The organism is Stakelama marina (assembly GCF_018122655.1).
GTDB classification, from domain to species: domain Bacteria; phylum Pseudomonadota; class Alphaproteobacteria; order Sphingomonadales; family Sphingomonadaceae; genus Sphingomonas; species Sphingomonas marina.
This window is the reverse complement of the sequence record NZ_JAGRQC010000002.1, coordinates 146,475-172,361: the sequence shown is the minus strand read 5'-3', so window position 1 is coordinate 172,361 and position 25,887 is coordinate 146,475. Positions and strand designations below refer to the sequence as shown.

The following is a 25,887-nucleotide window of genomic DNA, read 5'->3' as shown; positions in this document are numbered from 1 at the left end:
CGCCGCAAGGGCTGACTAGGCTTCCCGAATGAACTGGTCCGACGACGGCCCCCTCGTTTCCTGTGTGATGGTGACCGCCGACCGAATGGGCCTTGCCCGCCGGTCGGTCGACTGTTTCCTGGCGCAGACCCACGGCAACCGCGAACTCGTGATCGTCGATGACGGAAGCGAGGACTATGCGCCGTTGCTCGAAGCGATACCTTCCGATCGATTGGTCTATCGCAAGGTCGAGAAGCGGCCCGAAACCACGCTCGGCGCGCTCCGGAACCTGACGCTGGAACTCGCGCGGGGACAGGTCGTGGCGCAGTGGGATGATGACGACTGGTACCATCCGCACAGGCTTTCGCGGCAGGTCGCGGAGCTTTGCGACAGCGTCGATGTCTGCCTGCTTCGCGGCACGCTGATGCATCTCGACGCGCCGATATGGTTCGATCACCCCTATGTCGGCACGTTGAAACCAGGTGTTCCCGGCAGCATCGTCCACCGCGCCAATCCGACCGCGCGCTATCCCGAAACCCGGCGTGGGGAGGATACGGTGTTTCTCGACAACTGGCCCGCGGACCGCATTCGCGTGATCGAGGCGCCCGAACTGTTCATCCGCGCCTTTCACGGCAGCAACACCTGGGAAGCCGAACATTTTCAGCGCCGCGTTCGCAACAACTGGTCGAGCGCGCTGGAATATTTCTGGCGCCGTCACGTGAACCGCGACATCTTTCGCCACAGCCGGTTCCGCCTCGGCCCGGCTGAACAGCAGGCATTTGCCATGTTCCTTGCCGATTCGCGCGCGGCGGGCCTGTTCGCGTGACCGAGTGGATTGAGAAACTTCGCGAATGGCTCGAAACGCCTGCCGCCAGGTTCGCGACGCGTCTGTTCCGCATTCTGTTCTTCGTCGCGGTTCTGGGATGGCTCGTCCTCAAGGTCCGTGCGATCGGCTGGCGACAGGTGCTCGACGCGCTGCCGACCAATCCGCTGTTCTACATCCTCTTCCTGTTCATGTTTCTGGCCTTGCCGGCCTCCGAAACGGTTATTTTCCGCATCATTCTGGGCGGCAGGATATTGCGCGAATTTCCCGTTTTCATCCGCAAGCGCGTCTTCAACTCGGCGCTGCTCGGCTATTCGGGAGAGGTCTATTATTTCCTCTGGGCGCAGAAACATCTCGGCGTTCCGGCGAAGAAGATACTGCTCGGCATCAAGGACAATGCGATCCTGTCTGCGCTGGCCTCGGCCGGGGTCACCTCCGCGCTGCTCGTCGCCTTTCTGCTGTCCGGTCGCGCGTCTAGCGTCGCGCGCTGGCTCGATTCGGCGACCGGCGGGCTGATCGCGGGTGCACTGATCCTCGCCTTCGTGATCCCGGTGGCGATCCGGCTCCGGCGTCAGATCATCTCGATCGCGCCGCGCGTCGCACTCACCGTGTTCGGCATCCATGTCGTGCGCATCTGCCTCGTCGTTCTGCTTCAGGCGACGCAATGGGCGGTCGTGCTGCCGCAGGAACCATGGACCGTGTGGCTGATCTTTCTGACCACGCAGATGGTCGTATCGCGCCTGCCTTTCGTTCCGAACCGCGACCTGCTGTTCCTGTCTGCCGGTCTTGAAATGTCCAACGTGATCGAAGGCCCCCGCGAGGCGATGGCGGGGCTGCTGCTTGCGGGCGGCGCGCTGACGCAGGGGAGCAATCTGATCTTCTTCCTGCTGACCTCGATCAAGCGGCGATCCGGCACGCCCGATGCCGAGGCGGAGGCCGAAGCGGGCGCGCTCGATGCCGATGAGGAAATCGGGCCCCGTCCGGCGCGGTAATCCCAAAAAATTCATCGGCCTGCGTGACGCTGCGTAATGCTGGGATACAGGCCATGCGAGTACGACTGCGTTCGCCAACTGGCTTGACAGGCGCTGCGGACGTGGCCGAGGTGGCGGGTGGCATCCACGTCCGCGACCCGTTGCGCGGGCTGCATCAAGGAGAGACGATCATGGCGAATGTCGACGGTACCTGGGACACGGTAACCAAGTCCCCGATGGGCGATCAGAAGGCGACGCTCAGCGTGGCGAGTTCGGGTGACACCTTCACCGGCACCTATTCGGGCCAGATGGGTTCGACCGAGATCCAGAACGGCAAGGTCGATGGCGACAAGCTGACCTGGCAGGTCTCGATCACCGTGCCGATGCCGATGACGCTCGATTGCGAGGCCACGGTCGATGGCGACACGATGTCGGGCACCGTCACCGCAGGCGCGTTCGGCAGCTTCCCGCTACAGGGAACGCGCCAGAGCTGACGGGCTCGGGCTCCGTAGTTTCAGACGCTTTCGAAGGGGCTCGCGCCGAATGGTGCGGGCCCCTTTTCCCATGCGGCATTTACTTATTGCGGTGAAGGGAGCAGTTTTCGCGCCGACCGAGTTCGAACCAAGGGGAAAATCGACGATGCGAACTGCGCTTCTCGCCGCGACCGCGGCTCTTCTGGCCCTTGCCGCCACCCAGACCTACGCGCAGACCGCTTCCGCCAAACCCGATCCGAACAGCCAGTATGACGAGCGCCCGGCCCAGCTCGATCTGTCGCATCAGGGCTGGAATTACGAAAAACGCGTCGTCGACATCCCGATGCGCGACGGGGTCAAGCTCCATACCGTCATCCTGATCCCCAAGGGCGCGCATGACGCGCCGATACTGCTGACGCGCACGCCCTATAATGCCGAGGGGATGACGGGCGGCGCGGGCAACAGCGCGAACCTTGCCGAGGTGCTCCAGCATTCCGACGGGCCGGCGGATGTGATCCTGAAGGGCGGCTATATCCGCGTCATTCAGGACGTTCGCGGCAAATACGGGTCGGAGGGCATCTATATGATGAACCCGCCGCCGCACGGCACCGACCTCAATCCGACCGATACCGACGATTCGACCGACACCTACGACACGATCGACTGGCTGGTGAAGAACGTGCCGGAATCGAACCGCAAGGTGGGCATTCTCGGTATTTCCTATGACGGCTATCTCTCGCTCACCGCGACGATCGATCCGCATCCGGCGCTGAAGGTCGCGGTGCCGATGAACCCGATGGTCGATGGCTGGCGCGGCGACGACTGGTTTCATAACGGCGCGCTTCGCGAAACCAACATGACCTATATCTGGGAGCAGGAGGCGACGCGGTCGAATGCCAATCCGTGGTTCTCCACCGTCTATGACGATTATGATTATTACATGCGCGCCGGTTCGGCGGGCGCGGCGGCGGACCAGCATAATCTGAACCAGATCGGCTTCTGGAAGAAGATTTCAGAGCATCCCGCCTATGACGAATTCTGGCAGAAACAGGCGATGGACAAGATCCTCGCAAAGCATCCGCTGAAGGTGCCGATGATGCTGGTCGACGGCCAGTGGGACCAGGAGGATATCTACGGTGCGCCTGCGGTCTATGCCGCGCTGAAGCCCAAGGATACGAACAACGACATGGTCTATATGACCATGGGGCCATGGTATCACGGGCAGGAGGTTCGCGACGGTTCCTCGCTCGGCAATATCAACTGGGATCAGGACACGGCGAAATGGTGGCGCTGGCACGTACTCGCGCCGTTCCTGTCGCATTATCTGAAGGGCACGCCGATGAATGTCGCGCCCGTCACCGTGTTCCAGTCGGGCACCAACGAATGGCACGAGCTGCAGGACTGGCCGAAGGCTCAGGCGAACAATCCGCTTTATCTGAAACCCGATGGCGGCCTCGGCTTCGACAAGGCGGCGGGGCCGATGCAGACGGCCGATTACATTTCCGATCCGGCGCATCCGGTCGTTTATCGCCCACGCCCGATCCCGCCGGTCTATGCGGAGGGGTCGACCTGGCACCAGTGGCTGACCGACGATCAGCGCTTTGCCGCCTCGCGTCCCGACGTCCTGACCTTCACCAGCGAGGTGCTGACCAAGCCGGTGACGATTGCCGGTCAGCCGGTGGTGCATCTCAATGCGTCGACCAGCGGCACCGACAGCGACTGGGTGGTGAAGCTGATCGACGTCTATCCCGATCAGGTGCCGAACGATCCCAAGATGGGCGGTTACGAATTCCCCATCGCGATGGACATTTTCCGCGGGCGGTACCGGGAATCGCTCAGTGACCCGAAGCCGATCACGCCGAACAAGCCGCTCGAATATACATTCGCGCTCCCCAATGCCGATCACGTCTTCCTGCCCGGCCACCGGATCATGGTGCAGGTCCAGTCGAGCTGGTTCCCGCTCTACGACCGCAACCCGCAGAAATATGTGAAGAACATCTTCTTCGCCAAGCCGGGCGATTTCCAGAAGGCGACGCAGAAAGTGACCGTCGCTGGAGACGGCGAGAGCTATATCGACCTGCCGGTCGTGTCGAAGTGAGCGGGGCTAAGATGGGCAAGTTGCTCCGCGCGCCGCTGCTGGCGGGGCTCGCCGTCCTGCTGACGGGCGCGCAGGCACCCGCGCCCGCGCAGACCGCTCAGGACGCAAACGAGCGGCCCGCGACGCTGCAGCAATCGACCTATGGCTGGAACTATACCCGGCGCGTCGTCGATATCCCGATGCGCGACGGGGTGAAGCTGCACACCGTCATCCTGATCCCCAAGGGCGCGAAGGACGCGCCGATCCTGCTCACCCGCACCCCCTATGATGCGGAGAGCATGACCGGTGAGGGCGGCAAGACCGGCGATCTCGCCACCGCGCTCCACGAATATGACAATGCAGACGATGTCATTGTCGAAGGCGGCTATATCCGCGTGGTTCAGGATGTCCGCGGCAAATACGGGTCGGAAGGCATCTATATGATGAACCCGCCGCCGCACGATACGAAGTGGAACCCGACCAGGACCGACGATTCGACCGACACCTATGACACGATCGACTGGCTGGTGAAGAACCTGCCTCAGTCGAACGGGAAGGTCGGCATCCTCGGCATTTCCTATGACGGCTTTACCTCGCTGATGCCGCTCATCGATCCGCATCCCGCGCTGAAGGTCGCGGTGCCGATGAACCCGATGGTCGATGGCTGGCGCGGCGACGACTGGTTCCATAACGGCGCGTTCCGCCAGAACGGCATGTCCTATATCTGGGAACAGATCGCGAAGCCGGACAATTCGCTGCCGTGGACCAACAATTATTACGACGAATATGAACAGTATCTCGCCGAAGGCGCGGCGGGGGAGGTCGCGCGCAAGCACGGTCTCGACCAGATCGGTTTCTGGAAAAAGGTGATCGAACATCCTGCCTATGACGAATTCTGGCAGGATGTCGCGATGGACCGGGTGCTGGCGAAACAGCCGCTGAAAGTCCCGGTGATGCTGGTCGATTCGCTCTGGGATCAGGAGGATATCTACGGCGCGACCGCGGTTTATCGCGCGCTTGAGCCAAAGGATACGGACAATGACAAGGTTTATCTGACGCTCGGCCCCTGGTATCATGGGCAGGAGATCGACGACGGCACGCATCTCGGTGCGATCCAATGGGGGCAGGACACCGCCAAATGGTGGCGGATGCACGTGCTGGCGCCGTTTCTCGCCCATTATCTGAAGGGTGCGCCGATGGACGTCGCGCCGGTCACCGCGTTCCGGTCGGGCACCAACGAATGGCTGCGGCTGGGCCATTGGCCGCAGGCGCCGTCCGACACGAAGCTTTACCTGAAGCCCGGCATGAAGGCCGGGTTCGATCGTGCGACCGGGGGCGAGCAGACCGCGGACTATATCTCCGATCCCGCGCATCCGGTGCCCTATGTACCCCGGCCCGACCGCGTGCTGAGCTATGACGACGATCACTGGACGGCCTGGCTGACCACCGATCAGCGGCACGCCGCGGCGCGGACCGATGTCCTGACCTTCACCTCCGACGTGCTGACCAAGCCTGTGACCATCGCCGGACGGCCGGTGGTGCATCTCAACGCATCGACATCGGGCAGCGACAGCGACTGGGTCGTCAAGCTGATCGATGTCTATCCCAGCATGGTCGGGACCGAACCGGAAATGGGCGGCTATCAATTCCCGATCGCGATGGACATCTTCCGGGGCCGGTATCGCGAGTCGCTGAGCGACCCCAAGCCGATCACCCCTGACAAGCCGCTGGAATACAGTTTCGCGCTGCCGCAGGCGAGCCATGTGTTCAGGCCGGGCCACCGGATCATGGTGCAGGTCCAGTCGAGCTGGTTCCCGCTCTACGACCGCAACCCGCAGAAATATGTGAAGAACATCTTCTTCGCCAGGCCCGACGACTTCCAGAAGGCGACGCAGAAGGTCACCGTCTCGGGCGACAATGAAAGCTATATCGACCTGCCGGTCGTTGCGAATTGAGGAAAGTGATCGTGGGAAATCTTATTCGTTCTTCGTTGCTTGCCGGTATTGCCGTCACGCTCGTCTCCGCTGCTCCGGCGCCGCAGGATCACGGCCAGGTCACGCCCGACATGGTGCAGACCGGCAACGACATCGTTTCGGATTGGCAGCAGCCCGAGGACAATTTCGATTACGTCAAGAAGGACGTGATGATCCCGATGCGCGACGGGGTGAAGCTGCATACCGTCATCATGATCCCGAAGGGCGCGCACGACCTGCCGATCCTGCTCGAGCGCACGCCCTACAATGCCAGCGGTTTCGCGCCCAACAACAGCCCGCACATGAAAGATGCGGTGTGGTCGGGCGACACCGACTGGGCCGATGGCAGCTACATCCTCGTCTGGCAGGACATTCGCGGCAAATACGGCTCGGAAGGCGATTATGTGATGGTGCGCCCGCCGCGCGGGCCGCTAAATCCGACCAAGACCGACGACACCACCGACGCCTATGACACGATCGACTGGCTGGTGAAGAATGTCGATCAGTCGAACGGCCGTGTCGGCATGATCGGATCGTCCTATGACGGCTGGACGGTGACGATGGCACTGCTCGACCCGCATCCCGCGCTCAAGGTCGCGGCACCCGAAAGCCCGATGGTCGACGGCTGGATGGGCGACGACTGGTTTCACAACGGCGCGTTCCGGCTTGGCAATCTCGACTATTTCACCGGCCAGATGACGCAGGCCGGTTCGGGGCCCAGCCTGCCGCGCTGGGGCTATGACGATTATTCCAATTTCCTGCGCGCCGGGTCCGCGGGCGCCATGGCGCGCGAGCACGGCCTCGACAAGCTGCCCTTCTGGCAGCGGCTGACCGCGCATCCGGCCTATGACGCCTTCTGGCAGTTGCAGGCGGTGGACAAGATGGTCGCTGCGCACCCGACCAATATTCCGACGATCTGGCTGCAGGGATTCTGGGACCAGGAGGATATCTACGGCGCGACGCATGCCTGGGAAGCGCTCAAGAAAAAGGGCTATGGCGACACCAACCATCTGGTGATCGGGCCGTGGTGGCACAGCCAGATCAACCGCTCGGCCGAACATCTCGGCCCGCTCAAATGGAAGGGCGACACCGCGCGCGACTTCCGCCAGCAGGAACTGATCCCCTTCTTCAACCAGTATCTGCGCGACGGCGCGCCCGCGCACCCGATGCCACAGGCGATGATCTACAACCCGGCCGAAAATCACTGGCAGGATTTCGCCAACTGGACGGTGTCCGACAAGCAGCAGCGCACGCCGCTCTATCTGCAGGCCGATATGGGCCTAGGATTCGGCAAGGCGGCGGCGGGCGAAGACAGCTACGTCTCCGATCCCGCCAAACCCGTGCCGTATCTCCAGCGCCCGATCCCCGCCGATAACGAGGATCGCTGGCGTACCTGGCTGGTGCAGGATCAGCGCTTCGTCTCCGATCGGCAGGACGTGCTGTCCTATCAGACGCCGGTGCTGACCAAGGCGGTGAAGCTCGAAGGCGCGCCCTTTGCCGACATCTTCGCCAAGACGACCGGGACAGCGGGCGATTTCGTGGTGAAGCTGATCGACGTCTATCCGCCGACCTATCCCGAACAGCCCGAAATGGGCGGGTATCAGCTGCCGATCGCGCTCGACATCCTGCGCGGGCGCTATCGCAACAGCTTTTCCGATCCGTCGCCGATCCCGGCGAACAAGGTGCAGGAATACAAGTTCCGCCTGCCGACGGTGAACTACACGTTCAAGCCCGGCCACCGCATCATGGTGCAGATCCAGTCGACGCTGTTCCCGGTCTATGACCGCAATCCGCAGAAATACGTCCCCAACATCTTCCACGCCAAGCCGTCGGATTATCAGAAGGCGACGATCAGCATCCAGCACGGTGCACCGGGCGCCAGCGCGGTGCTGCTGCCGGTAGTGGGGCAGTAGGAAAGACAAGGGGCGGGGCCGCGGTCTCGCCCCTTCCACCGTCTTGCTGAACTCGTTTCAGCATCCACGGCGCAACGGGTGGCTGCGGGCGATGTGCACGGTGGACCCTGAAACAAGTTCAGGGTGACGAGGCGCTCGAGTGCATGGTCCGGCCCGTCATCCCCGCGACGGGTCTGCTACCGCCATACCCGCGTGACGTGGCCCATCTTCCTACCGGGGCGAATCTCGGTCTTGCCGTAGAGGTGCAGGTGCGCCTCGGGGTCGGCGATGATCTCGGGCCAGCGTTCCGCCTGATCGCCGATCAGATTTTCCATCTCGACCCGCGTGCCGGTCACCGCGGTCGATCCCAGCGGCAAACCGCAGATCGCGCGGATATGGTTTTCGAACTGGCTCGTGACCGCACCCTCGATCGTCCAGTGGCCGCTATTGTGCACGCGCGGGGCCATCTCGTTGAAGATCGGGCCATCCTTGCCGGCAAAGAATTCCAGCGTCAGCACCCCGACATAGTCGAGCGCGTCGGCGACGCGGCCGGCGAGCGCCGCCGCCTCGGTCCATTGCGACGCCACTTCGGCCGGCGCAGGAACGGTCGACTTCGCCAGGATGCCGTCCTCATGCCCGTTGAGCGGCGGCGGATAGCTGGTGATCGATCCGTCCATGCCGCGCGCCAGCACGATCGAGAATTCGTGGTCGAAAGTCACGAAGCCTTCGAGGATCGCGGGATTGCCCCCGATCGCATCCCACGCCGCATCGGCATCGTCCGCGCTCGCCAGCCGCGCCTGACCCTTGCCGTCATAGCCGAAGCGCGTGGTCTTGAGGATCGCCGGGCAGCCGATCTCGGCGATCGCTGCGTCCAGTTCCTCGCGGCTTCTCACCTCGCGCCACGGCGCCGCGCGCCCGCCCAGCTTCTCGACGAAGCTCTTTTCCTCAGACCGGTTCTGCGCGATCGCGAGCGCCTTTGCCGAAGGGCGCACCGGCACCAGCTCGCCCAGCCGCGCGATCGGGTCGGCCTCGATATTCTCGAACTCGTAGGTCACGACATCGACCGCCTTCGCGAATTCTGCGAGCGCCGCGTCGTCATCATAGGCCGCCTCGGTGAAGGCGTTGTTGACGTCGCAGGCCGGGCCGGGGCGCGGCGCGAAGACATGGATGCGATAGCCGAGCTGCGCCGCCGCGACGCCCAGCATCCGGCCAAGCTGACCGGCGCCGATGATGCCGATCGTCGATCCGGGCGGCAGCATCGTCATTCGGGTTCGTGCGCCACGCTGTCGGTCTGCTTCGCGCGCCACGCGTCGAGCCGTTCGGCCAGCGCGTCGTCGGCGGTCGCGAGGATCGCCGCCGCCATCAGCCCGGCATTGGTTGCGCCCGCCTTGCCGATGGCGAGCGTGCCGACGGGAACGCCGCCGGGCATCTGGACGATCGACAACAGGCTATCCATGCCGTCGAGCGCCTTCGACTGCACGGGCACGCCCAGCACCGGCAGCCGCGTCATCGACGCCGCCATGCCCGGCAGATGCGCCGCGCCGCCCGCACCGGCGATGACGACCTTCAGCCCGCGCTCGACCGCGCTTTCGGCATAGTCGTACAGGCGCTTCGGCGTCCGGTGGGCAGAGACGACCTTGACCTCGTGCGGCACGCCCAGCGCGTCGAGCGCGTCGGCGGCATGGCGCATCGTCTCCCAGTCGGAGGTGCTGCCCATGATGATGCCGACCAGAGGTGATTCCGCCATCGTTTCGCCTGTTTGCGCGTCAGGAAGCGGCATGTCCTAATGGCCGGACGGGGCGAGGGCAATCGAAGTTTCTGTAACGCCTGACGTTCGTCTGGGTGACGAACGAGGTACGGAAGGCCTCACCGCTCGTGCAGGTAATAACGTTCCTTCGCCTGCATGTCGTCGTCCAGCTCGTACACCATCGGCTGGCCGGTCGGGATTTCGAGGCCGGTGATCTCGTCGTCGGGGATGTTCGACAGGTGCTTGACCAGCGCGCGCAGCGAATTGCCGTGCGCGGAGATCAGCACGCGCTGGCCGGCGCGCAGTTCCGGCACGATGCGGTTTTCCCAATAAGGCAGCACGCGCGCGATCGTGTCCTTCAGGCTTTCGGTCGAGGGGATGTCGATATCGGCGTAGCGGCGGTCCTTCTTCAGGTCGAACTTGCTGCCCGGTTCCATTTCAGGCGGCGGCGTGTCGAAACTCCGGCGCCAGATATGGACCTGCTCGTCGCCGTGCTTGGCCGCGGTCTCCGCCTTGTCGAGTCCCGTCAGCCCGCCATAATGGCGTTCGTTCAGTCGCCAGTCCTTCTCGGTCGGCAGCCACAGCCGGTCCATCACCTCGAGCGCGATGTTAAGCGTCTTGATCGCGCGCTTCTGAAAGCTGGTGAAGGTCATGTCGAAGTCGAAGCCCTTCTCGGCGAGCAGCTTGCCTGCCTCACCGGCTTCCGCCACGCCCTTGCTGGTAAGGTCGACATCCCACCAGCCGGTGAAGCGGTTTTCCAGATTCCATTCGGACTGGCCGTGGCGGATGAGGACGAGCGTGGGCATGGACTAGGGCTCCTATGGTCGCGGTTGCGCAGCGCTTAGCCGCTTTGCTTCGACATTTGAACCATCGACGCCGCTATGGCGCCGGGTTCCGGTCGCTACCCGAACCGTGGAGCAGGCCGGTTGTTCCGCTGTCGCTCAGCCTGCCGGAAGCGCTGCGTCATCCGCAGAGGCCGGCCATGTCGGCGCAGCGCCCAGCGAGGCGGTCAGGGACGCGGTGCCTGCACCCGGCGACAATGTCGTGTCGAGTACGGGCGGGTGATAGGCGGCGAATGCGTCGTTCCGGCCGCGGCCGTGCAACGCATCGATTTCCGCCTGTCGGCTGTGCAGATAAAAGCTGCGGGCGGACGCATAGGGGTCGTCGCTCGCCTGCATCTTGCGGAACCGTTCGTCGAATTGCGCGCGGTGATCGACCGAACGGAGCACGTTGGTCGAAGTAGCATAGCGCGTATCTGTGAATGGTTTGCCGATCGCCACGGGCAACAACATCCGGTCGATACCGTTTCCGACCAGATCGCGCAGTGTGGTCGGCCCGATCAGCGGGAGGAACAGGAACGGCCCCGGCTTTACGCCGTAATAGCCCAGCGTGTCGGCGAAGCCGTTGGCGCGCTGCGGCAGGTGGAAGGGCTTGCGCTTCGCCACGTCGATCAGACCGGCCAGCCCGACGGTGGAATTGATCGCGAAACGGCCCAGCGTTTCCGCAGCCTTTCCCGGCTTCAGCTGGAGCAGGAAGTTGAGGAATATCTCGGGCTCGCGAAGATTGTTGAGAAAGTTTCTGAGGCCGCTGCGTACCGGTTTGGGCAGGTCGTGCTTGTACGCCATGGCAACCGGGCGGACGAGGGCCTTGTCGGCGGCCTGCGTCGCGGCGAACGACTTCGCGTTCACCCGCTCGAGCGGATCGCCCGGCGTGTGAAGCGGATTGGCCTCGACGACGATCTCGCCGCCGCTGTCGCCCGTATTCGCGGGTGGGGGAGGGGCTGGCGGCGCAGCGACGGTCGCCTGATTTCCTTCCGCCGCGCTTTGCCACGGCGTGCCGGTCGGGGCGGCCATCGTGCGATAGGATAGCGGCGGGGCGAGACGATCGGGAGCAATCGCCGGCATCGCGGCCGGCGAGCCGGCGAGCGCCGCGGCGGCGAGCGTCGGGATAATCACGACAGGTTCCTTTCGGTCGCCCGCCCTTTGTCGGGGCAGGCGAAGTACGGCTTCATCCTGCCCCTTGGACGCCGCCGACCTGCCATATCCGCACGTCCGTTTTTCGGTTGATCGGCGCTACAGCGTCCGTGTCATGAAACGGGTGAAGGGGTCGCCTTCGGGATAGTCGCCGAATGCGCCGCAATCGGTGAAGCCGAACATGCGGTAGAGTTTGTATGCGGGCTCGAATGCCTCACCGCTACCGGTTTCCAGGCTGACCCGGGCATAGCCGCGTTCGCGCGCGACCGACAGGATGTGCGACAGCATCGCGGCACCGACGCCGCGGCGCAGATGGCCGGGGTCGGTACGCATCGACTTGATCTCGCCGTGCTCGCCGTCGAGTTCCTTCAGCGCGCCGCAGCCGAGCGCGGCGCCGTCCTCCCAGATGCTCCAGAAGGTCACGTTCGGCTGCTGCAACCCGGTCAGATCGAGAAAGTGGCAGCTGTCGCGAGGCGAGTTCGCCTGCATTGCCTGCGCATGCAGCCTGAGAAGCGCGCCGATCTGCGGCTCGTCGAGCCCGCCCTCGCGAACTTCCATTCAGATATCGTCGATCATGTCGGCGAGCACGTCGAGACCGGCATGCGCGAGCCGCTTGCAGCGCTCGGGCGACCAGGCGAATTTCGCGTCGGCATTGGGATCGTGATCCTTGAACGGCATTTCCAGCGTCATCGACAGCGCGCCGTATCGCTCGGCCATCTGGTTGGTCGACATCGAAAGATTGGCCTTGCCGGGCGCTGCCTTGTCATACCCTTCCTTGGTCTGGAACTCGGGCGTCGCCGCCTCCAGCCGCCGGGCATAGTCGGTGAACTTGTCGCCAAGCGTGTCGGTCCACGACGGAATGCCCTCGAACCCGGCGAGGAAGTTTGCCGGGATCGCCTCGTCGCCGTGAATGTCCATCGCGACATCGACGCCGGTTTCATCCATCTTCGCCTTGACGAGGAAGACTTCCGGGCTCTTCTCCATCGTCGGGGTGTCCCATTCGCGGTTCAGGTTCGTTCCCACCGCATTGGTGCGAAGGTGGCCGCGATATGAACCATCGGGGTTCATGTTGGGGATGATGTGCAGCGTTGCCTTCTGCCGCAGCGCCTTCGCCGTATCGTCGTCCGGATCGGTCAGCTTTTCGAGCGCGCCTTCCATCCACCATTCGGCCATCGATTCGCCGGGGTGCTGGCGGGCATAGAGCCAGACCTGCTTCGGGCCGTTGCCGACCGTCAGATAGTCGAGCGACCGCCCGTCGAGCGTCTTGCCGAGCTCGGCATGGCTGACCCCGTCCTTCAGCGCCATATCGGCGACCAGCTGGTTGTGCCGCTCGACGGTATAGGGCGCGAAATAGGCGAACCACGCCATGTCGGTGGAAAAGTCGTGGCTGAAGCGAAGGACGCCGTCGCTATAATCGGTCTCGGTCACCGGCCAGCTTTCGCGGTCGGTGCTGACGCGCGTCTTATATCCCGGCCAGCCGAACGGATAGGCCGACTTGCCGGCATTCAGGATGCGGAACGTCAGCGTGCGGCCCTTCGCGCCGGCGACGCGAAAATAGAACCACTGAAAGAAGTCCGAATCCTTGTCCTTGACGATTTCGAGGTCGACGCGGTCGCCATCGACCGAGACGAGGCGGATATTGCCGCCGTCGAAGGCGGATGTGATCTGTATGCTCATTTCACAGTAGTAGTAATGCCGGACTCTCCGGGGAACCCCTTGAACAGCGCAGAGGCCAGCTTGTCGGCCACCATTTTCGGCTGCGCGTCCTCCGCGCCGCTGATCGACTGGGTGACCGCACGGCCTTCCCAGACCGTCGTGTCGTCGCTGCGTCGGCGGATCTGCACGGCAAGCTCGGTGCCGATCACCTGCCGCGTACCGCCGCCGATGCCGATATTGGCGCCGCCGCCGACACCTACGTTGCCGCCCACAGAGCCTCCGCCGATGCCGATCGAAAATGGCGAGCGCTTGCGGATCACGCCCATCGGCGCACGCGTGAACGACATCGCGGCGATATATTCGGACGATTCGCTGCCGGGCGCGGGGGTAAAGCCGATCGCCTGCATCTCGCGGCGTACCGCGGCGGCATAGCTTTCATATTCGGGGCTGATCGTGTCGCCCGTCTTCAACGGTTCGACGGTGAAGCTGGCGCGCGTCAGCGGCGCGTCGAGGTGATAGCGGGTCACATCGACCGGCCCCATGCCCGGCGTCGCGCATCCCCCCATCAACAGCGCCACCGCGCCCAATGCGATCATTCCGGTCTTACGCATAGATACCTGCCTCCTGTCGCGCCGAGTAAACGGTCTGTCCCGGCCGGATGCCGTGGTAGCGCGTCTGGAGGTCTGCCGCTACCGCCTTGGCGGCCGTCCTTGACTTGCGCGCGCTCGGGCTATAGGCGGGCGCCTCTTTACCGACATCCACAATTATTTCGAGAAGCGAGCCGATCATGAAGATCGTCAATTCACTGAAGTCGCTCAAGGGCCGTCACCGCGATAACCGCGTGATCCGTCGCCGTGGGCGCACCTATGTCATCAACAAGACCGTGCGGAAGTTCAAGGCACGCCAGGGCTGATTCGCATGGCGGATAGTCCGTCCGCCGTTATCTTCGATATCGGCAACGTTCTTTTCCGCTGGGATCCGCGGTTTTTGTACGAGCGCCTGATCGACGACGATCGGGCGCTCGATGCGTTTCTACGCGATGTCGTGACGCTGGAATGGCATTTCCAGCACGATGCCGGCCGCCCGTTCGCCGAGACCTCGGCCGAACTCGCCGCCGAATATCCCGAACATGCCGATCTGATCGCCGCCTGGGGTCCGCGTTTCAACGACAGCGTCAGCGGGCCGGTGCCGGGCATGCACGACATCGTGCGAAAGCTCGATTCGGCAGGCGTTCCGCTGTTCGCGCTGACCAATTTCTCGGGCGAATTTTTCCCGGCGTTCCGTGAGGAATGGACCGAACTGTTCGATCGTTTCCGCGACATCGTCGTCTCGGGCGATGAGAAGCTGGTGAAGCCCGACCCCGCAATCTACGCCCTCGCGCTCGACCGCTTCGGCCTGACTCCGCAAGAGGCGCTGTTCGTCGATGACAATCCGGCGAATGTGAAGGCTGCGGCGGACGCCGGCATCCATGCCGTTCACTTCACCGACGCCGATGCGTTTCGGCGCGAGCTCGAATCGACCGGCTTGTTACAGGCCGCCCGGGCCTAGCGTTTCTACGCCTTCCGCTGACGTTCCTCGATCAGGTCGAGCAGTGCGTCGGCCGCCTTGCTGCGATATCGTTCCTTGTGGCGCAGGCCGAAAAACGGGCGCGCCCTGTCGCTCAGCGGCATCGCATGGAGCATCTGCGACGCAAGCGAAGGCGCGACCACCAGCGACGAAAGCGCCGCGATCCCGGCGCCTGACTCGACAGCGGTGCGGACGCTTTCGTTCGACGGAAGTACCAGCGCCACATCAAGCGAGGCAGCAGCGACGCCGACTTCACCGAGATGGTTTTCGAAGGTCGACCGCGTGCCCGATCCCGGTTCGCGCAATACCCATCGCTGACGCTTCAGCCACGTCGCGTCGGGCGTTTGTTTGTCGAATGGCGTGGCCTGTATCAGGAGCAGCCGATCTTCGCCGATCTGCCACTGGGCAAGCGCTGCGTCGTTCACTTCGCCTTCGACGATGCCCAGGTCCGCTTCGCCGTCGCGCACGCGTGCCGCCGCCTGTTCGGTATTGCCGATCGCCAGATCGACGGTGAGCGCGGGATAGCGTGCGCGGAATGCAGCGAGGATGGGCGGCAGCCAATATGCGGCGATCGTCTGGCTCGCCACCACCCGAAGCGTGCCGCGTTTCAGTCCGCCCATTTCGTCCAGCATTGCCTGGGCGGCCGCTGCCCGTCCCAACACCCCGCGCGCTTCGCTCAGGAAGGCGCGCCCCGTTTCGGTCAGCGTGATCCCTCGGCCGACGCGGTGAAACAGTTTGACCGCGTGCCGTTCCTCAAGCGCGGCAATCGCCGATGACGCAGCCGATTGGGTGATGTTCAGCGCGCGAGCGGCACCGGTCATGTGCTCGCGCTCGGCGACCGCGACGAAAATACGAAGCTGTTCGAGCGTCATCCGCGACCGGTTAGCACAACCAATCTAGAAACGCGATTGAAACGATAAAAATCATCCGTTGGATCGATTATATGCTGCGCGGTTAGGGGGCGACCGAAAGGAAGCCCATGACCGTTATCCGTCTCGCCCGCCCGTCATACCGCGCGCCCGCCGCCATGTTCCGGCTGCTGCCCGGCATTGCCCTGTGTCTCGCCGTCACGCTCTCGGCCTATGCGCTGGCTGCGGGGGAACGAGCGATGTTCGGTGTCGCCTGGCTGGAAGCGCTGGTGCTTGCGATCCTCGTCGGAACGGTGGTGCGCAGCGTCTGGACGCCCGGTGCGGCCTGGCATCCCGGCATCGCCTTCAGCGCCAAATATCTGCTCGAGGTCGCAGTCGTATTGCTCGGCGCGTCGATCAGCGCCTCGACGATCGTCGCCGCCGGATCGGCATTGCTCGGCGCGATTGCCGGAATCGTTGCCGCCGCCATCCTGGTCAGCTTCGCGCTGGGAAGGCTGTTCGGGCTTTCGGTTCGCATGGCGCTGCTCGTCGCGTGCGGCAATTCGATCTGCGGCAATTCGGCGATCGCGGCCGTGGCGCCCGTGATCGGCGCCGATGGCGACGATGTTGCCGCCTCGATCGCCTTTACCGCGGTCCTTGGTGTCGTTGTGGTCCTCGGACTGCCGGTGCTCGGCATTGCGCTGGGGATGAGTGCGACCGCGTTCGGTGCGCTTGCCGGGCTGACCGTTTACGCCGTTCCGCAGGTCATTGCCGCTGCATCCCCGTTTGGCGCCGCGGCGATCCAGATGGGCACGCTCGTCAAGCTGGTGCGCGTCCTCATGCTCGGGCCGGTGTGCTTCGTCCTGTCGCTCGTGGCCCCGCATATCGCGCCGCAGCCTGAGGGCGACGACGATGTCGTTGCCGGAGAGGCGGCGGGCGGGCGGCCCAGCCTGGGCAAGCTGGTGCCGTGGTTCATCCTCGGTTTCCTCGCCATGGTCGCGGCGCGTTCGCTGGGCCTCTTCCCGCACGCGGTGCTTGCGCCGGTCGCCGCGGTCGCCACCGTGCTGACCGTCGTGTCGATGGCGGCGCTCGGCCTGGGAGTCGATGTGCGATCGGTGGCAAAGGCCGGGGGGCGGGTGACGCTGACCGTCATCCTGTCGCTGGTCGCGCTGGGCGCGCTCAGCTTCGCGGTGCTCAGCCTGTTACGGATCGGATAGAGTGGTGGGACGGGATGGCCGCCCCATCCGCCGCTATCGCTCTTCGCCGTAATTCTTCAGCTCGTCGCCGATCAGGCGGACGACGTGAAGCACATTGGTGCTGCCCGGCGTGCCGAAGGGAACGCCTGCACACAGGATCAGCCGGTCGCCCGCGCCCGCGATCTTGTGGCGCAGCGCCATGCGCTTGGATTTCGCGACCATTTCCTCGAACGAGCCGACATCCTTGGTATGCACCGCATGGACGCCCCACAACAGCCCCAGCCGCCGGGCGGTTTCCTTTTTCGGCGTCAGCACCATGATCGGCACCGACGGACGCTCGCGCGCGATGCGGCGGGCGGTCGAGCCTGACATCGTGAAGCAGATGATCGCCGTTGCCGTCACCGTGGTCGTGATCGACTTCGCCGCTTCGGCAAGCGCGTCGGCGGTGGTCGGATCGGGATGCAGCACGGTGAAGTGGACGCGCTCGCCATGCGCGGGATCGCGCTCGACCGCTTCGGCGATCGAATCCATCATCTTCACCGATTCGACCGGCCAATCGCCGGCCGCGCTTTCGGCGGACAGCATGATGGCGTCGGCGCCGTCATAGACCGCCGTCGCCACGTCGGACACTTCGGCGCGCGTCGGGGTGGGGGCCTGGATCATCGATTCGAGCATCTGCGTCGCGACGATCACCGGCCGACCCAGCCGGCGCGCGGTCTCGACGATGCGCTTTTGCAGCGGCGGCACCGATTGCGGCGGCAGTTCCACGCCCAGATCGCCGCGCGCGACCATCACGCCGTCGCACATCTCGACGATTTCGGACAGCCGCGCGACCGCGCTCGGCTTTTCGATCTTTGCGAGCAGCGATGCGCGCCCCTCGATCAGCTTGCGCGCCTCGGCAAGGTCTTCGGGACGCTGCACGAAGCTCAGCGCGACCCAGTCGACACCCTGGTCGAGCGCAAAGGCAAGGTCCGACCGATCCTTTTCGGTCAGCGCCGCCATCGGCAGCACCACGTCGGGAACGTTCAGGCCCTTCGAATTGGACAGCGTGCCGCCGACCTCGACCTCGGTAACGATCTGGTCTTCGTCATGCTCGACGACGCGCAGCACCAGCTTGCCATCGTCGAGGAGCAGGCGCGCATCGTTCTCGATCGCCTCGAAAATCTCGCGGTGCGGCAGCTCGACGCGCGTCGCGTCGCCCGGTGTCGGATCGCGGTCGAGGACGAAGCGCGCCCCCTTTTCGAGCTGCGCCTTGCCGCCGTCGAACTTGCCCACGCGAAGCTTCGGCCCCTGCAGATCGGCAAGGATCGTGCTCGGGCGACCGAGTTTCTTTTCCAGCCCGCGGATCGCCTCGATCAGCGGAATCTTCGATTCTTGGTCGCCATGGCTCATGTTGATGCGGAACGCATCGGCACCGGCGGCGAACAGCTTTTCGATCATTTCCGGGCTGCTGCTGGCGGGGCCGAGCGTAGCGAGCACGCGGACCTTGCGGGTGCGGGGGGCGGTGACCTTGGTCATGGGGAGGAAGTCCTTGGCTTGTCCGCGCCCGCCTCTACCCCATATCGCTCATCAATCAACCGTGGAGGGACGAAATGCCCGATCTTCGAACGCTGGACGACAAAATCGCGGCCGACGCTTTCCGCCGCCTGGTCGGCCATCTGCGCCACCGCACCGATGCCGAGAATATCGACCTGATGGGCCTGGCCGGATTCTGCCGCAACTGCCTGTCCGACTGGATACAGGAAGCGAGCGAAAAGGCCGGCCAGCCGCTCGACAAGGACGCGGCGCGGCGCATCATCTACGGCATGCCCTATGCCGACTGGAAGGCGAAGCATCAGGGCGATGCGACCCCCGAACAGCTCGAGCGGATGAAGGAAAGCATGACGCGCAATCCCAGCGACGCCGATCTCGACGAAGCGCTCGACGAGAGCTTTCCGGCGAGCGACCCGCCGGCGATGACCGAACCCAATCGCTGAGCCCAATACGCTCTTGAGCGTGTCGCCGCGCTCGCTTACGACGCGCGCCACACAGTTTTGGAGAATCTGATGAGCGACAGTATTTCTGCCGAACAGCTGCGGCTGTTCATCGAGCGTATCGAGCGCCTCGAGGAAGAGAAGAAGGGCATCGCCGACGACATCAAGGATGTCTATAACGAGGCGAAGTCGACCGGTTTCGACACCAAGACGATGCGTTCGATCGTTCGTTTGCGTAAGATGGAAAAGCACGACCGCGACGAGGCGGAGGCGCTGCTCGAGACCTACAAGGCAGCGCTCGGCCTCGCCTGAACCAGCTTTTAGGAGGCACCGATGATCCTGACGACCACCCCGACCATCGAGGGCAGAACGATCGACCGCTATCACGGCGTCGTTACCGGCGAGGTGATCATCGGCGCCAACATCTTCCGCGACCTGTTCGCCGGTATCCGCGATATCGTCGGCGGACGCTCGGGCAGCTACGAAAAGGCGCTGGGCAGTGCCCGACAGGAAGCGTTCGATGAAATCTCGCGCCGCGCGACCGATCTCGGTGGCAACGCCGTCGTCGGCATCGACATCGATTACGAGGTTATCGGCGAGCGCGGTTCGATGCTGATGGTCTCGGTATCGGGCACCGCAGTCACGGTCAGCGGCTGAGGCTTGCGGCGCGTGCCCGAATGTACGGAAGCCGCTGCGGGTTCCGAAAATTGGCTTGATTCGCGTCGGAACTTGGTCAGAGCATGGCTAGTGCTGGGCCCGACGATCCTTGGGTTTTATCCGTTCACCGGGCTAATAAATCCACTATGGGGAAGTTTGGCCGGTTGGCCGCTTTATCTCGCAGCACAGGGACACCCTGTATACGGCCCACACCCTTGGTATGAGCTTGTCGCTTTCGTGGGCGGGCCTCTCGTCGTTTTTATTCTGCGATTCTTCCTCTCCGGACTATTGTTGAACTGGCGAACCCGCTGGCGCTGGCCGCTTGTCATTTTTTGGTCGCTTTCGTCGCTGGCTGTCATACCCGTTGACCGCGTCGCAACACTGCTTCCCGGCTTGCCTGTCTGGTGCGCCTGTGAATAGCGCGATAGTCGCATAGCTGCATGCAGCGCTTGAGCAGAGCGATATGATGGGTCTAGAGCACCGCTTCACAGTTGGTTGATTCACGAAGGCGTCATGGCAGGCCATTCCAAATTCAAGAACATCATGCACCGCAAGGGCGCGCAGGATAAGAAGCGCTCGGCGATGTTTTCCAAGCTCAGCCGCGAAATCACCGTCGCGGCAAAGATGGGCATGCCCGATCCGGACATGAACCCGCGCCTGCGCGCCGCCGTCAACGCGGCCAAGGCGCAGTCGATGCCCAAGGACAATATCCAGCGCGCGATCGACAAGGCGACAGGCGGCGATACCGACGCCTATGAGGAAATCCGCTACGAAGGCTTCGGCCCCGGCGGCGTGTCGCTGATCGTCGAAGCGCTGACCGACAACCGCAACCGCACCGCGACCAATGTCCGCACCGCGATCACCAAGAATGGCGGCAACATGGGCACCGCCGGTTCGGTCAGCCACGGCTTCGACCGGCTCGGCCTCATCACCTACCCGGCGAGCGTCGGCGGCGAGGAAAAGGTGCTCGAGGCCGCGCTCGAGGCCGGTGCCGACGACATCGCGTCGAGCGAGGACGGACACGAGATCTGGACCGAGCAGGACCAGCTCCACGAGGTCGCGGCGCAGCTCGAAAAGTCGCTCGGAGAGGCCGAGAGCGTCAAGCTCGCCTGGCGCCCGCACGTCATGGTCGAGGTCGATGAAGGCGACGCCCAGACGCTGTTCAAGCTGATCGACGCGCTCGACGACGACGACGACGTCCAGACCGTCTGGGGCAATTACGACGTCTCCGACGAGGTCATGGAGAAGCTCGGCTGATCATCCTCGGTCTCGACCCCGGGCTCGGCACGACCGGCTGGGGGCTGATCCGCGCCGAGGGCAACCGGCTGTCGCATCTCGGCAACGGGCATCTGAAGACCGATACCAAGGCGCCGCTGCCGCGCCGGCTTGCGCATCTCGACGCGATGGTCGCGGCACTGGTCGTCGACCACGCGCCCGATGCTGCGGCGGTCGAGGAAGTGTTCGTCAATTCGAACCCGCAATCGACGCTCAAACTCGGTCAGGCCCGCGGGGTCGTGCTGGCGGCGGCGGCGCGTGGCGGGATCGACGTCGGCGAATATGCCGCGCGGCTGGTCAAGAAGTCGGTGGTGGGCGTCGGCGGCGCTGACAAGCGTCAGGTCCATGCCATGATCCAGCACCTGTTGCCGGGCGCGAAGATCGTCGGCGCCGACGCGGCCGACGCGCTGGCGGTGGCGATCTGCCACGCGCATCATCTGGCGAACGCCGGACTGCGCGCTCGGATCTCCTGATTAGGTCGGAAGGGCTAGACGATACCGACCGCGCCCTGCGCCCAGAGCAGTGCCACCGTGCCGAGGATCGCCAGTGCCGCGATTGCGCGCATTCGCGGCCTTCGCACGATTCTCATCACGCGTTCCAGCGCCAGCACGCCGCCACCGAGCAGGACCGCAGCCGCCACGAAGTCCAGCGGTGTCCAATCGACCTCGCGGGTGAACTGCATCGCGACCAGCGGCAGCAGCAATATCATGGCGACCGCTGACCATGATGCGATGCGCCAGACCGGCCAGCGGGGTACGTGCTTCGTTGCCTGAACGGTCATCATGTCGTTCCTTTCGCGTCGGCATGCCGATAATTTCACGCAGTCGTGCATCTGGCAAGCGGCGGCTGAGCCTGGCGAGCCGAGCGAGCTTGGCTCCGCTTTTGCCTTTCCTACGCTCCCCCGTTCCGCTTATGTGCCGGGTGTGATGATCCGTTCCGCTTCCATTCGCTTGCGCACGCCTCGCCATCCGCTCTCCATCGGGGAAGGGGAAATAAGGGGGGACGTGCCGCTAACTTCGCTAACTTTCGCGAGGGTGCGTCCGTGATCGCGCATCTGAAGGGGCGGCTCGAATCGACCGGCATCGACCATGCCGTCATCGACGTCTCCGGTGTCGGGTATCTGGTCGGCGCCTCGGCGCGCACGCTCGATGCGCTCGGTGCGGTGGGCGAGTTCGTCACCGTGCACACCGAAATGCTGGTGTCCGAGGATTCGATGCGCCTGATGGGTTTTGCCACCGCCGAAGAGCGCGACTGGTTTCGCCTGCTCACCAGCGTGCAGGGCGTCGGCGCACGCGTTGCGCTCGCGATCCTGTCGGTGCTCGCGCCCGATGAACTCCACCGCGCGGTCGCCGGGGGCGACAAGGCGATGGTCGCGCGCGCCAACGGGGTCGGACCCAAACTTGCCCAGCGCATCGTCAACGAGCTGAAGGACAAGGTCGGCGCGGCAAGCTTCGGCGACGCGGCGGGCGGCGCTGTGCCTGTTGCCGGTGCGTCGGCCGATGCCGTGTCGGCGATGCTCAACCTCGGCTTCAAACCGGCCGAAGCGCAAGCGGCGGTCCGCGCGGCCGAAGACGAAATCGGCGCCGGAGCCTCGCTCGATGCGCTCGTCCGGCTCGCGCTCCGCAAGGCGGCGAAGTGACGGCATCGGTTATGGGCGGCGATTTGACGGGAGAAACGAAAATGACGGTGAAACGGCCTATTCGCAGGATGGCGCTTCTGGCGTGCGCCGCTCTGGTTACAGTGGCGACGCCAGCGGCGGCGCAGATGTCGGCATTCCACCCCGGACCGGTATTCAAGGATTTCGGCAAGATCGCGACCGTCGATCCCGACATGCCGGTGCCGAAGGACACGGTATTCAAGGTCTTGTTCGACAGCCACCAGGCCACCGATCCCGGCAAGCTCAACCGCACGCTCGAAAGTGCGGCGCGGTTCATCAACCTGCAGGTCGAAGCCGGCGTGCCGGAAGAAAATATCCATATCGCCGTCGTGCTGCACGGCCCGGCGGGAATGGATCTGACCAACGCAAAATTCTACGCCGCGCATCACGATGGAAAGACGAATGCGAGCGCCGATGCGGTCGCGCAATTGATCGCGCACGGCGTGCGAATCTTCATTTGCGGGCAGAGCGCGACCGCGATGGAAATCACCAAGGCCGATCTCTTGCCCGGCGTGAAGATGGCGCTGTCCGCGATGACCGCCGACGCTTTGCTCCAGCAGGAAGGATATACACTCAACCCCTTCTGAGCTTGCCCCGAGCCCACTGGTATCGCTACCATGGTTGGATAAGCGAGGTTTTGGAGAGCGGGTTCGATGGGTAGATCGTGGCTTTGGCGGCCGGTTGCCGCTGCGTTGCTGTTGCTGGCGCCGGTGGTGGCGCGGGCCTGCGATACACCGGTCAGCGCGTGTGAGGACGAGAGCACGGGTGCGCTCCAACTGGTTGGCGGGGATGCGCCCGTTACCGTGATGGTGTCGGCCGGTGAGGATCGCGGCGTCCTGCACGCCGTATCCGACCTGCGCGGCGACATCGCCTCGGTCGGTGGGGCACAGCCGGTTTCCGCGACCTATCTGCCCAACAAGGCGGCGAGCGCGGTGATGGTCGGCACGATCGGCAGGAGCGCGTGGCTCGACCGGCTGGCGCGTTCGGGCAAGCTCGACCTGTCGGGGCTGAAGGGCCAGTGGGAGGGCTATGTCGAACAGGTCGTCGACAGCCCCGCGCCCGGCATCGACCGCGCGCTGGTGATCGCCGGATCGGACCGGCGCGGTACGATCTACGGCGTGTACGATATTTCGGCCAAGATCGGCGTCAGCCCGTGGAACTGGTGGGCCGATGTTCCGCCCAGGCACCACGACGCGCTGTGGCTGACGCCCGGCCGCGTTGCCGATCATCCGACGGTGAAATATCGCGGCATCTTTTTGAACGATGAAGAACCGGCGCTCGGCACCTGGGTGCGGTCGCATTTCGGCGGCTTCAACCACAAATTCTATCAAAAGCTCTACCCGCTGATCCTGCGCCTGAAGGGCAATTTTCTGTGGCCGGCGATGTGGGGCAAGTCGCTATGGGACGACGATCCGCTGTCGGCGCCGCTCGCCAACGAATATGGCGTGGTGCTCGGCACCTCGCATCACGAACCGATGGGCCGCTCGCAGATCGAATGGGCGCGCTATGGATCGGGTCCGTGGGATTATACGACAAACGCCAGGCGTCTGAACGAATTCTGGCGCAAGGGAATGGAACGGCGCGACGGCAACGAAACGCTCGTCACCGTCGGGATGCGCGGCGACGGCGACAAGCCGATGACGCAGGGCACCGCGACCAAGCTGCTCGAACGCATCGTTGGCGACCAGCGCGCAATCATCGCCGATACGACCGGAAAGCCTGCCGCCGACACGCCGCAGGTTTGGGCGCTCTACAAGGAAGTGCAGGATTATTACGACCAGGGGATGCGCGTCCCCGACGACGTCACGCTGCTGTTTTCCGACGATAATTGGGGCAATATCCGCCGTCTGCCCGAACCGGGCAAGACGCGGCCCGGCGGCTACGGTGTCTATTATCACTTCGATTATGTCGGCGGCCCGCGCAATTACAAATGGATCGATACCAACGCGATCACGCGCGTGTGGCAGCAGATGGAAATGGCGCATGCCTACGGCGCCGACCGGCTGTGGATCGTCAATGTCGGCGACCTGAAGCCGATGGAATATCCGATCAGCTTCTTCCTCGACATGGCATGGAATCCCGATGCGATGACGCCGGGCGCGATGGAGCGCTATCCCGATCGCTGGGCGGCGCAGCAGTTCGGACCGGACCATGCGCAGCAGATCGGCGCCCTGATCGCGCGCTACGGTGCGCTCGCATCGCGCCGCAAGCCCGAACTGATCGATGCATCGACCTATGGCCTGTCCGAATGGGCGAGCGTGGTGAAGGACTGGAACGATCTGGAAGCGCGTGCGCGCAAGGCAGAGGCGGCGCTGCCTGCTGATATGCACGACGCCTATTACGAGCTGGTCCTGCACCGGATCGCGGCGATGGCAAATCTCCACCGGCTTTACTACGCGGTCGCGCGAAACCATCGGGCGGCGCGCGACGGCGATGCGGCCGCGGCGAAGCGCTATGCCGAAGAGGCGCGCAAGGCGTTCGCCGAAGACAAGGCGATTCGCCATGTCTATGAAGACCGGATCGCCGACGGGAAATGGACCGGCATGATGGCGCAGACGCATATCGGCTATACGAGCTGGAACGACCCCAGCCAGGACATCATGCCCGATCTGTGGACGCCCGAAGATTCCAAAGCGGCGGCGAATCCGAAATCGGGCAGCGACGTTGTCGCTTCGTTCCTGCCGGTGAGCGGTGACATGCGCTCGGGACATGGCTTCACCTGGCGGACCATCCCGAAATTCGATTGGGAAGGTGCGGCGGTGATCGCATCGCCGGTGACGGGCAATGCGATCGAGCATCCCGGCGGCGACACGCCGTCGATCAGCCATGATTTCAGCGTCGACAGCGCAGGTCCGGTGACGGTCCGCGTCAGGACCGCGCCCGGCCTCGACGTGCGCGGGCGGGGCGAGCACCGCTATGCGGTGTCGATCGACGGAGGCGCGCCGCGCATCGTCAACCTTCTCGATGGCGAGGACGAGGCAAGCTGGGGACGCGCGGTCGCCGACAATGCGCGCTTCGCTGAAACGCGGTTCGACCTCGCCCGCGCGGGCAAGCATATGGTGCATATCTGGCTCGTCGATCCGCAGGTCGTGTTCGAGAAGGTGAGCATCCGGCGCTGAGTGCTCTCGACAGCGCGGCGCTTGCCCGGCTA

28 protein-coding genes are annotated in these 25,887 nt (G+C 64.2%); 17 read left to right on the top strand and 11 right to left on the bottom strand.

Going from position 1 to position 25,887, the window contains the following annotated elements; all coding sequences use genetic code 11:
- Window positions 1-28 precede the first annotated feature (28 nt).
- The 6 genes from J7S20_RS07340 (at window position 29) to J7S20_RS07315 (ending at window position 8,209) form a co-directional block, all read left to right on the top strand.
- Window positions 29-805 carry a glycosyltransferase family A protein gene (locus J7S20_RS07340; RefSeq protein ID WP_284053595.1) on the top strand — a complete coding sequence of 259 codons (777 nt, stop codon included), beginning with the start codon at window positions 29-31 and terminating at the stop codon, window positions 803-805.
- On the top strand, window positions 802-1,794 hold the full coding sequence (locus J7S20_RS07335) for a hypothetical protein (protein ID WP_284053594.1): 993 nt from the start codon (window positions 802-804) through the stop codon (window positions 1,792-1,794). Before J7S20_RS07340 ends, J7S20_RS07335 begins: the two co-directional genes overlap by 4 nt.
- Before the next feature lie 170 nt (window positions 1,795-1,964).
- On the top strand, window positions 1,965-2,267 hold the full coding sequence (locus J7S20_RS07330; RefSeq protein WP_284054033.1) for a hypothetical protein: 303 nt from the start codon (window positions 1,965-1,967) through the stop codon (window positions 2,265-2,267).
- Between the two features lie 145 nt (window positions 2,268-2,412).
- Window positions 2,413-4,344, top strand: a complete 1,932-nt coding sequence (locus tag J7S20_RS07325; RefSeq protein WP_284053593.1) for a CocE/NonD family hydrolase — start codon at window positions 2,413-2,415, stop codon at window positions 4,342-4,344.
- 11 nt (window positions 4,345-4,355) lie between these two features.
- Window positions 4,356-6,278, top strand: coding sequence for a CocE/NonD family hydrolase (locus J7S20_RS07320; RefSeq protein ID WP_284053592.1), 1,923 nt, complete (start codon window positions 4,356-4,358; stop codon window positions 6,276-6,278).
- An 11-nt stretch (window positions 6,279-6,289) separates the two neighbouring features.
- Window positions 6,290-8,209, top strand: coding sequence for a CocE/NonD family hydrolase (locus tag J7S20_RS07315; protein WP_284053591.1), 1,920 nt, complete (start codon window positions 6,290-6,292; stop codon window positions 8,207-8,209).
- Window positions 8,210-8,385: 176 nt separating this feature from the next.
- Here the strand turns inward: J7S20_RS07315 and J7S20_RS07310 are convergent, their stop codons facing one another.
- The 8 genes from J7S20_RS07310 to J7S20_RS07275 form a co-directional block, all read right to left on the bottom strand.
- A complete protein-coding gene (locus J7S20_RS07310) occupies window positions 8,386-9,453 on the bottom strand; it encodes a 5-(carboxyamino)imidazole ribonucleotide synthase (protein WP_284053590.1) in 1,068 nt (355 codons plus the stop codon).
- On the bottom strand, window positions 9,450-9,935 hold the full coding sequence (gene purE, locus J7S20_RS07305; protein ID WP_284053589.1) for a 5-(carboxyamino)imidazole ribonucleotide mutase: 486 nt from the start codon (window positions 9,933-9,935) through the stop codon (window positions 9,450-9,452). The genes J7S20_RS07310 and purE overlap by 4 nt, the downstream gene beginning before the upstream one ends.
- 119 nt (window positions 9,936-10,054) lie before the next feature.
- The gene (gene gpmA / locus J7S20_RS07300; RefSeq protein WP_284053588.1) at window positions 10,055-10,741 is read right to left on the bottom strand and encodes a 2,3-diphosphoglycerate-dependent phosphoglycerate mutase; all 687 of its coding nucleotides are present in this window, start codon (window positions 10,739-10,741) and stop codon (window positions 10,055-10,057) included.
- Window positions 10,742-10,876: 135 nt separating this feature from the next.
- Window positions 10,877-11,890, bottom strand: a complete 1,014-nt coding sequence (locus tag J7S20_RS07295) for an MlaA family lipoprotein (RefSeq protein WP_284053587.1) — start codon at window positions 11,888-11,890, stop codon at window positions 10,877-10,879.
- Window positions 11,891-12,007: 117 nt separating this feature from the next.
- On the bottom strand, window positions 12,008-12,466 hold the full coding sequence (locus J7S20_RS07290) for a GNAT family N-acetyltransferase (RefSeq protein ID WP_284053586.1): 459 nt from the start codon (window positions 12,464-12,466) through the stop codon (window positions 12,008-12,010).
- A complete protein-coding gene (locus tag J7S20_RS07285; protein WP_284053585.1) occupies window positions 12,467-13,585 on the bottom strand; it encodes a M14 family metallopeptidase in 1,119 nt (372 codons plus the stop codon).
- Entirely contained in the window at window positions 13,582-14,175 is a 594-nt protein-coding gene (locus J7S20_RS07280; protein WP_284053584.1) for a DUF4136 domain-containing protein, read from the bottom strand. The genes J7S20_RS07285 and J7S20_RS07280 overlap by 4 nt, the downstream gene beginning before the upstream one ends.
- Window positions 14,168-14,353 (bottom strand): hypothetical protein, encoded by a 186-nt coding sequence (locus tag J7S20_RS07275; RefSeq protein WP_284053583.1) that lies wholly within the window; start codon window positions 14,351-14,353, stop codon window positions 14,168-14,170. The genes J7S20_RS07280 and J7S20_RS07275 overlap by 8 nt, the downstream gene beginning before the upstream one ends.
- Between J7S20_RS07275 and ykgO the strand changes: the two genes are divergently transcribed.
- On the top strand, window positions 14,352-14,477 hold the full coding sequence (ykgO, locus tag J7S20_RS07270) for a type B 50S ribosomal protein L36 (RefSeq protein WP_184001303.1): 126 nt from the start codon (window positions 14,352-14,354) through the stop codon (window positions 14,475-14,477). The genes J7S20_RS07275 and ykgO overlap by 2 nt on opposite strands.
- Before the next feature lie 5 nt (window positions 14,478-14,482).
- On the top strand, window positions 14,483-15,112 hold the full coding sequence (locus J7S20_RS07265) for an HAD family hydrolase (protein ID WP_284053582.1): 630 nt from the start codon (window positions 14,483-14,485) through the stop codon (window positions 15,110-15,112).
- Between the two features lie 5 nt (window positions 15,113-15,117).
- Here the strand turns inward: J7S20_RS07265 and J7S20_RS07260 are convergent, their stop codons facing one another.
- Window positions 15,118-16,002 carry a LysR family transcriptional regulator gene (locus J7S20_RS07260; protein WP_284053581.1) on the bottom strand — a complete coding sequence of 295 codons (885 nt, stop codon included), beginning with the start codon at window positions 16,000-16,002 and terminating at the stop codon, window positions 15,118-15,120.
- 107 nt (window positions 16,003-16,109) lie between these two features.
- On the opposite strand from J7S20_RS07260, the gene J7S20_RS07255 reads away from it, so the two are divergent.
- Complete coding sequence (locus tag J7S20_RS07255) at window positions 16,110-17,195, top strand: YeiH family protein (RefSeq protein ID WP_284053580.1); 1,086 nt, start codon at window positions 16,110-16,112, stop codon at window positions 17,193-17,195.
- Window positions 17,196-17,228: 33 nt separating this feature from the next.
- On the opposite strand, the gene pyk is transcribed toward J7S20_RS07255, so the two are convergent.
- Window positions 17,229-18,692, bottom strand: a complete 1,464-nt coding sequence (gene pyk / locus J7S20_RS07250; RefSeq protein ID WP_284053579.1) for a pyruvate kinase — start codon at window positions 18,690-18,692, stop codon at window positions 17,229-17,231.
- 74 nt (window positions 18,693-18,766) lie between these two features.
- On the opposite strand from pyk, the gene J7S20_RS07245 reads away from it, so the two are divergent.
- From J7S20_RS07245 to ruvC, 5 genes are all read left to right on the top strand, one after another.
- The gene (locus tag J7S20_RS07245; RefSeq protein WP_284053578.1) at window positions 18,767-19,150 is read left to right on the top strand and encodes a DUF1244 domain-containing protein; all 384 of its coding nucleotides are present in this window, start codon (window positions 18,767-18,769) and stop codon (window positions 19,148-19,150) included.
- A 69-nt stretch (window positions 19,151-19,219) separates the two neighbouring features.
- Window positions 19,220-19,459 carry a DUF2312 domain-containing protein gene (locus J7S20_RS07240; protein WP_284053577.1) on the top strand — a complete coding sequence of 80 codons (240 nt, stop codon included), beginning with the start codon at window positions 19,220-19,222 and terminating at the stop codon, window positions 19,457-19,459.
- Window positions 19,460-19,480: 21 nt separating this feature from the next.
- Window positions 19,481-19,804: a heavy metal-binding domain-containing protein gene (locus J7S20_RS07235; RefSeq protein ID WP_284053576.1), complete on the top strand. Its 324-nt coding sequence runs from the start codon at window positions 19,481-19,483 to the stop codon at window positions 19,802-19,804.
- 513 nt (window positions 19,805-20,317) lie between these two features.
- Window positions 20,318-21,061 carry a YebC/PmpR family DNA-binding transcriptional regulator gene (locus J7S20_RS07230; RefSeq protein WP_284053575.1) on the top strand — a complete coding sequence of 248 codons (744 nt, stop codon included), beginning with the start codon at window positions 20,318-20,320 and terminating at the stop codon, window positions 21,059-21,061.
- Window positions 21,058-21,552: a crossover junction endodeoxyribonuclease RuvC gene (gene ruvC / locus J7S20_RS07225; RefSeq protein WP_284054032.1), complete on the top strand. Its 495-nt coding sequence runs from the start codon at window positions 21,058-21,060 to the stop codon at window positions 21,550-21,552. The genes J7S20_RS07230 and ruvC overlap by 4 nt, the downstream gene beginning before the upstream one ends.
- A 14-nt stretch (window positions 21,553-21,566) precedes the next feature.
- Here ruvC and J7S20_RS07220 read toward each other — a convergent pair whose 3' ends face one another.
- On the bottom strand, window positions 21,567-21,863 hold the full coding sequence (locus tag J7S20_RS07220; RefSeq protein WP_284053574.1) for a hypothetical protein: 297 nt from the start codon (window positions 21,861-21,863) through the stop codon (window positions 21,567-21,569).
- Between the two features lie 258 nt (window positions 21,864-22,121).
- On the opposite strand from J7S20_RS07220, the gene ruvA reads away from it, so the two are divergent.
- From ruvA to J7S20_RS07205, 3 genes are all read left to right on the top strand, one after another.
- Window positions 22,122-22,718, top strand: a complete 597-nt coding sequence (gene ruvA / locus J7S20_RS07215; RefSeq protein ID WP_284053573.1) for a Holliday junction branch migration protein RuvA — start codon at window positions 22,122-22,124, stop codon at window positions 22,716-22,718.
- Window positions 22,719-22,759: 41 nt separating this feature from the next.
- Window positions 22,760-23,323 (top strand): DsrE family protein, encoded by a 564-nt coding sequence (locus J7S20_RS07210; RefSeq protein ID WP_284053572.1) that lies wholly within the window; start codon window positions 22,760-22,762, stop codon window positions 23,321-23,323.
- A gap of 66 nt (window positions 23,324-23,389) precedes the next feature.
- Entirely contained in the window at window positions 23,390-25,855 is a 2,466-nt protein-coding gene (locus tag J7S20_RS07205) for a glycosyl hydrolase 115 family protein (RefSeq protein ID WP_284053571.1), read from the top strand.
- The last annotated feature ends 32 nt before the right edge of the window (window positions 25,856-25,887 follow it).

Bases quoted from the DNA above. Each gene is read 5' to 3' on its own strand.
- purE (WP_284053589.1), bottom strand. From the start codon at position 9,935: ATGGCGGAATCACCTCTGGTCGGCATCATCATGGGCAGCACCTCCGAC.
- J7S20_RS07275 (WP_284053583.1), bottom strand. From the start codon at position 14,353: ATGATCGGCTCGCTTCTCGAAATAATTGTGGATGTCGGTAAAGAGGCG.
- J7S20_RS07255 (WP_284053580.1), top strand. From the start codon at position 16,110: ATGACCGTTATCCGTCTCGCCCGCCCGTCATACCGCGCGCCCGCCGCC.
- J7S20_RS07260 (WP_284053581.1), bottom strand. From the start codon at position 16,002: ATGACGCTCGAACAGCTTCGTATTTTCGTCGCGGTCGCCGAGCGCGAG.
- J7S20_RS07320 (WP_284053592.1), top strand. From the start codon at position 4,356: ATGGGCAAGTTGCTCCGCGCGCCGCTGCTGGCGGGGCTCGCCGTCCTG.
- ykgO (WP_184001303.1), top strand. From the start codon at position 14,352: ATGAAGATCGTCAATTCACTGAAGTCGCTCAAGGGCCGTCACCGCGAT.
- J7S20_RS07230 (WP_284053575.1), top strand. From the start codon at position 20,318: ATGGCAGGCCATTCCAAATTCAAGAACATCATGCACCGCAAGGGCGCG.
- J7S20_RS07240 (WP_284053577.1), top strand. From the start codon at position 19,220: ATGAGCGACAGTATTTCTGCCGAACAGCTGCGGCTGTTCATCGAGCGT.
- J7S20_RS07285 (WP_284053585.1), bottom strand. From the start codon at position 13,585: ATGAGCATACAGATCACATCCGCCTTCGACGGCGGCAATATCCGCCTC.
- J7S20_RS07290 (WP_284053586.1), bottom strand. From the start codon at position 12,466: ATGGAAGTTCGCGAGGGCGGGCTCGACGAGCCGCAGATCGGCGCGCTT.
- gpmA (WP_284053588.1), bottom strand. From the start codon at position 10,741: ATGCCCACGCTCGTCCTCATCCGCCACGGCCAGTCCGAATGGAATCTG.
- J7S20_RS07265 (WP_284053582.1), top strand. From the start codon at position 14,483: ATGGCGGATAGTCCGTCCGCCGTTATCTTCGATATCGGCAACGTTCTT.
- J7S20_RS07280 (WP_284053584.1), bottom strand. From the start codon at position 14,175: ATGCGTAAGACCGGAATGATCGCATTGGGCGCGGTGGCGCTGTTGATG.
- J7S20_RS07210 (WP_284053572.1), top strand. From the start codon at position 22,760: ATGACGGTGAAACGGCCTATTCGCAGGATGGCGCTTCTGGCGTGCGCC.
- J7S20_RS07310 (WP_284053590.1), bottom strand. From the start codon at position 9,453: ATGACGATGCTGCCGCCCGGATCGACGATCGGCATCATCGGCGCCGGT.
- J7S20_RS07325 (WP_284053593.1), top strand. From the start codon at position 2,413: ATGCGAACTGCGCTTCTCGCCGCGACCGCGGCTCTTCTGGCCCTTGCC.
- J7S20_RS07220 (WP_284053574.1), bottom strand. From the start codon at position 21,863: ATGATGACCGTTCAGGCAACGAAGCACGTACCCCGCTGGCCGGTCTGG.
- J7S20_RS07205 (WP_284053571.1), top strand. From the start codon at position 23,390: ATGGGTAGATCGTGGCTTTGGCGGCCGGTTGCCGCTGCGTTGCTGTTG.
- J7S20_RS07245 (WP_284053578.1), top strand. From the start codon at position 18,767: ATGCCCGATCTTCGAACGCTGGACGACAAAATCGCGGCCGACGCTTTC.
- pyk (WP_284053579.1), bottom strand. From the start codon at position 18,692: ATGACCAAGGTCACCGCCCCCCGCACCCGCAAGGTCCGCGTGCTCGCT.
- J7S20_RS07235 (WP_284053576.1), top strand. From the start codon at position 19,481: ATGATCCTGACGACCACCCCGACCATCGAGGGCAGAACGATCGACCGC.
- J7S20_RS07340 (WP_284053595.1), top strand. From the start codon at position 29: ATGAACTGGTCCGACGACGGCCCCCTCGTTTCCTGTGTGATGGTGACC.
- J7S20_RS07330 (WP_284054033.1), top strand. From the start codon at position 1,965: ATGGCGAATGTCGACGGTACCTGGGACACGGTAACCAAGTCCCCGATG.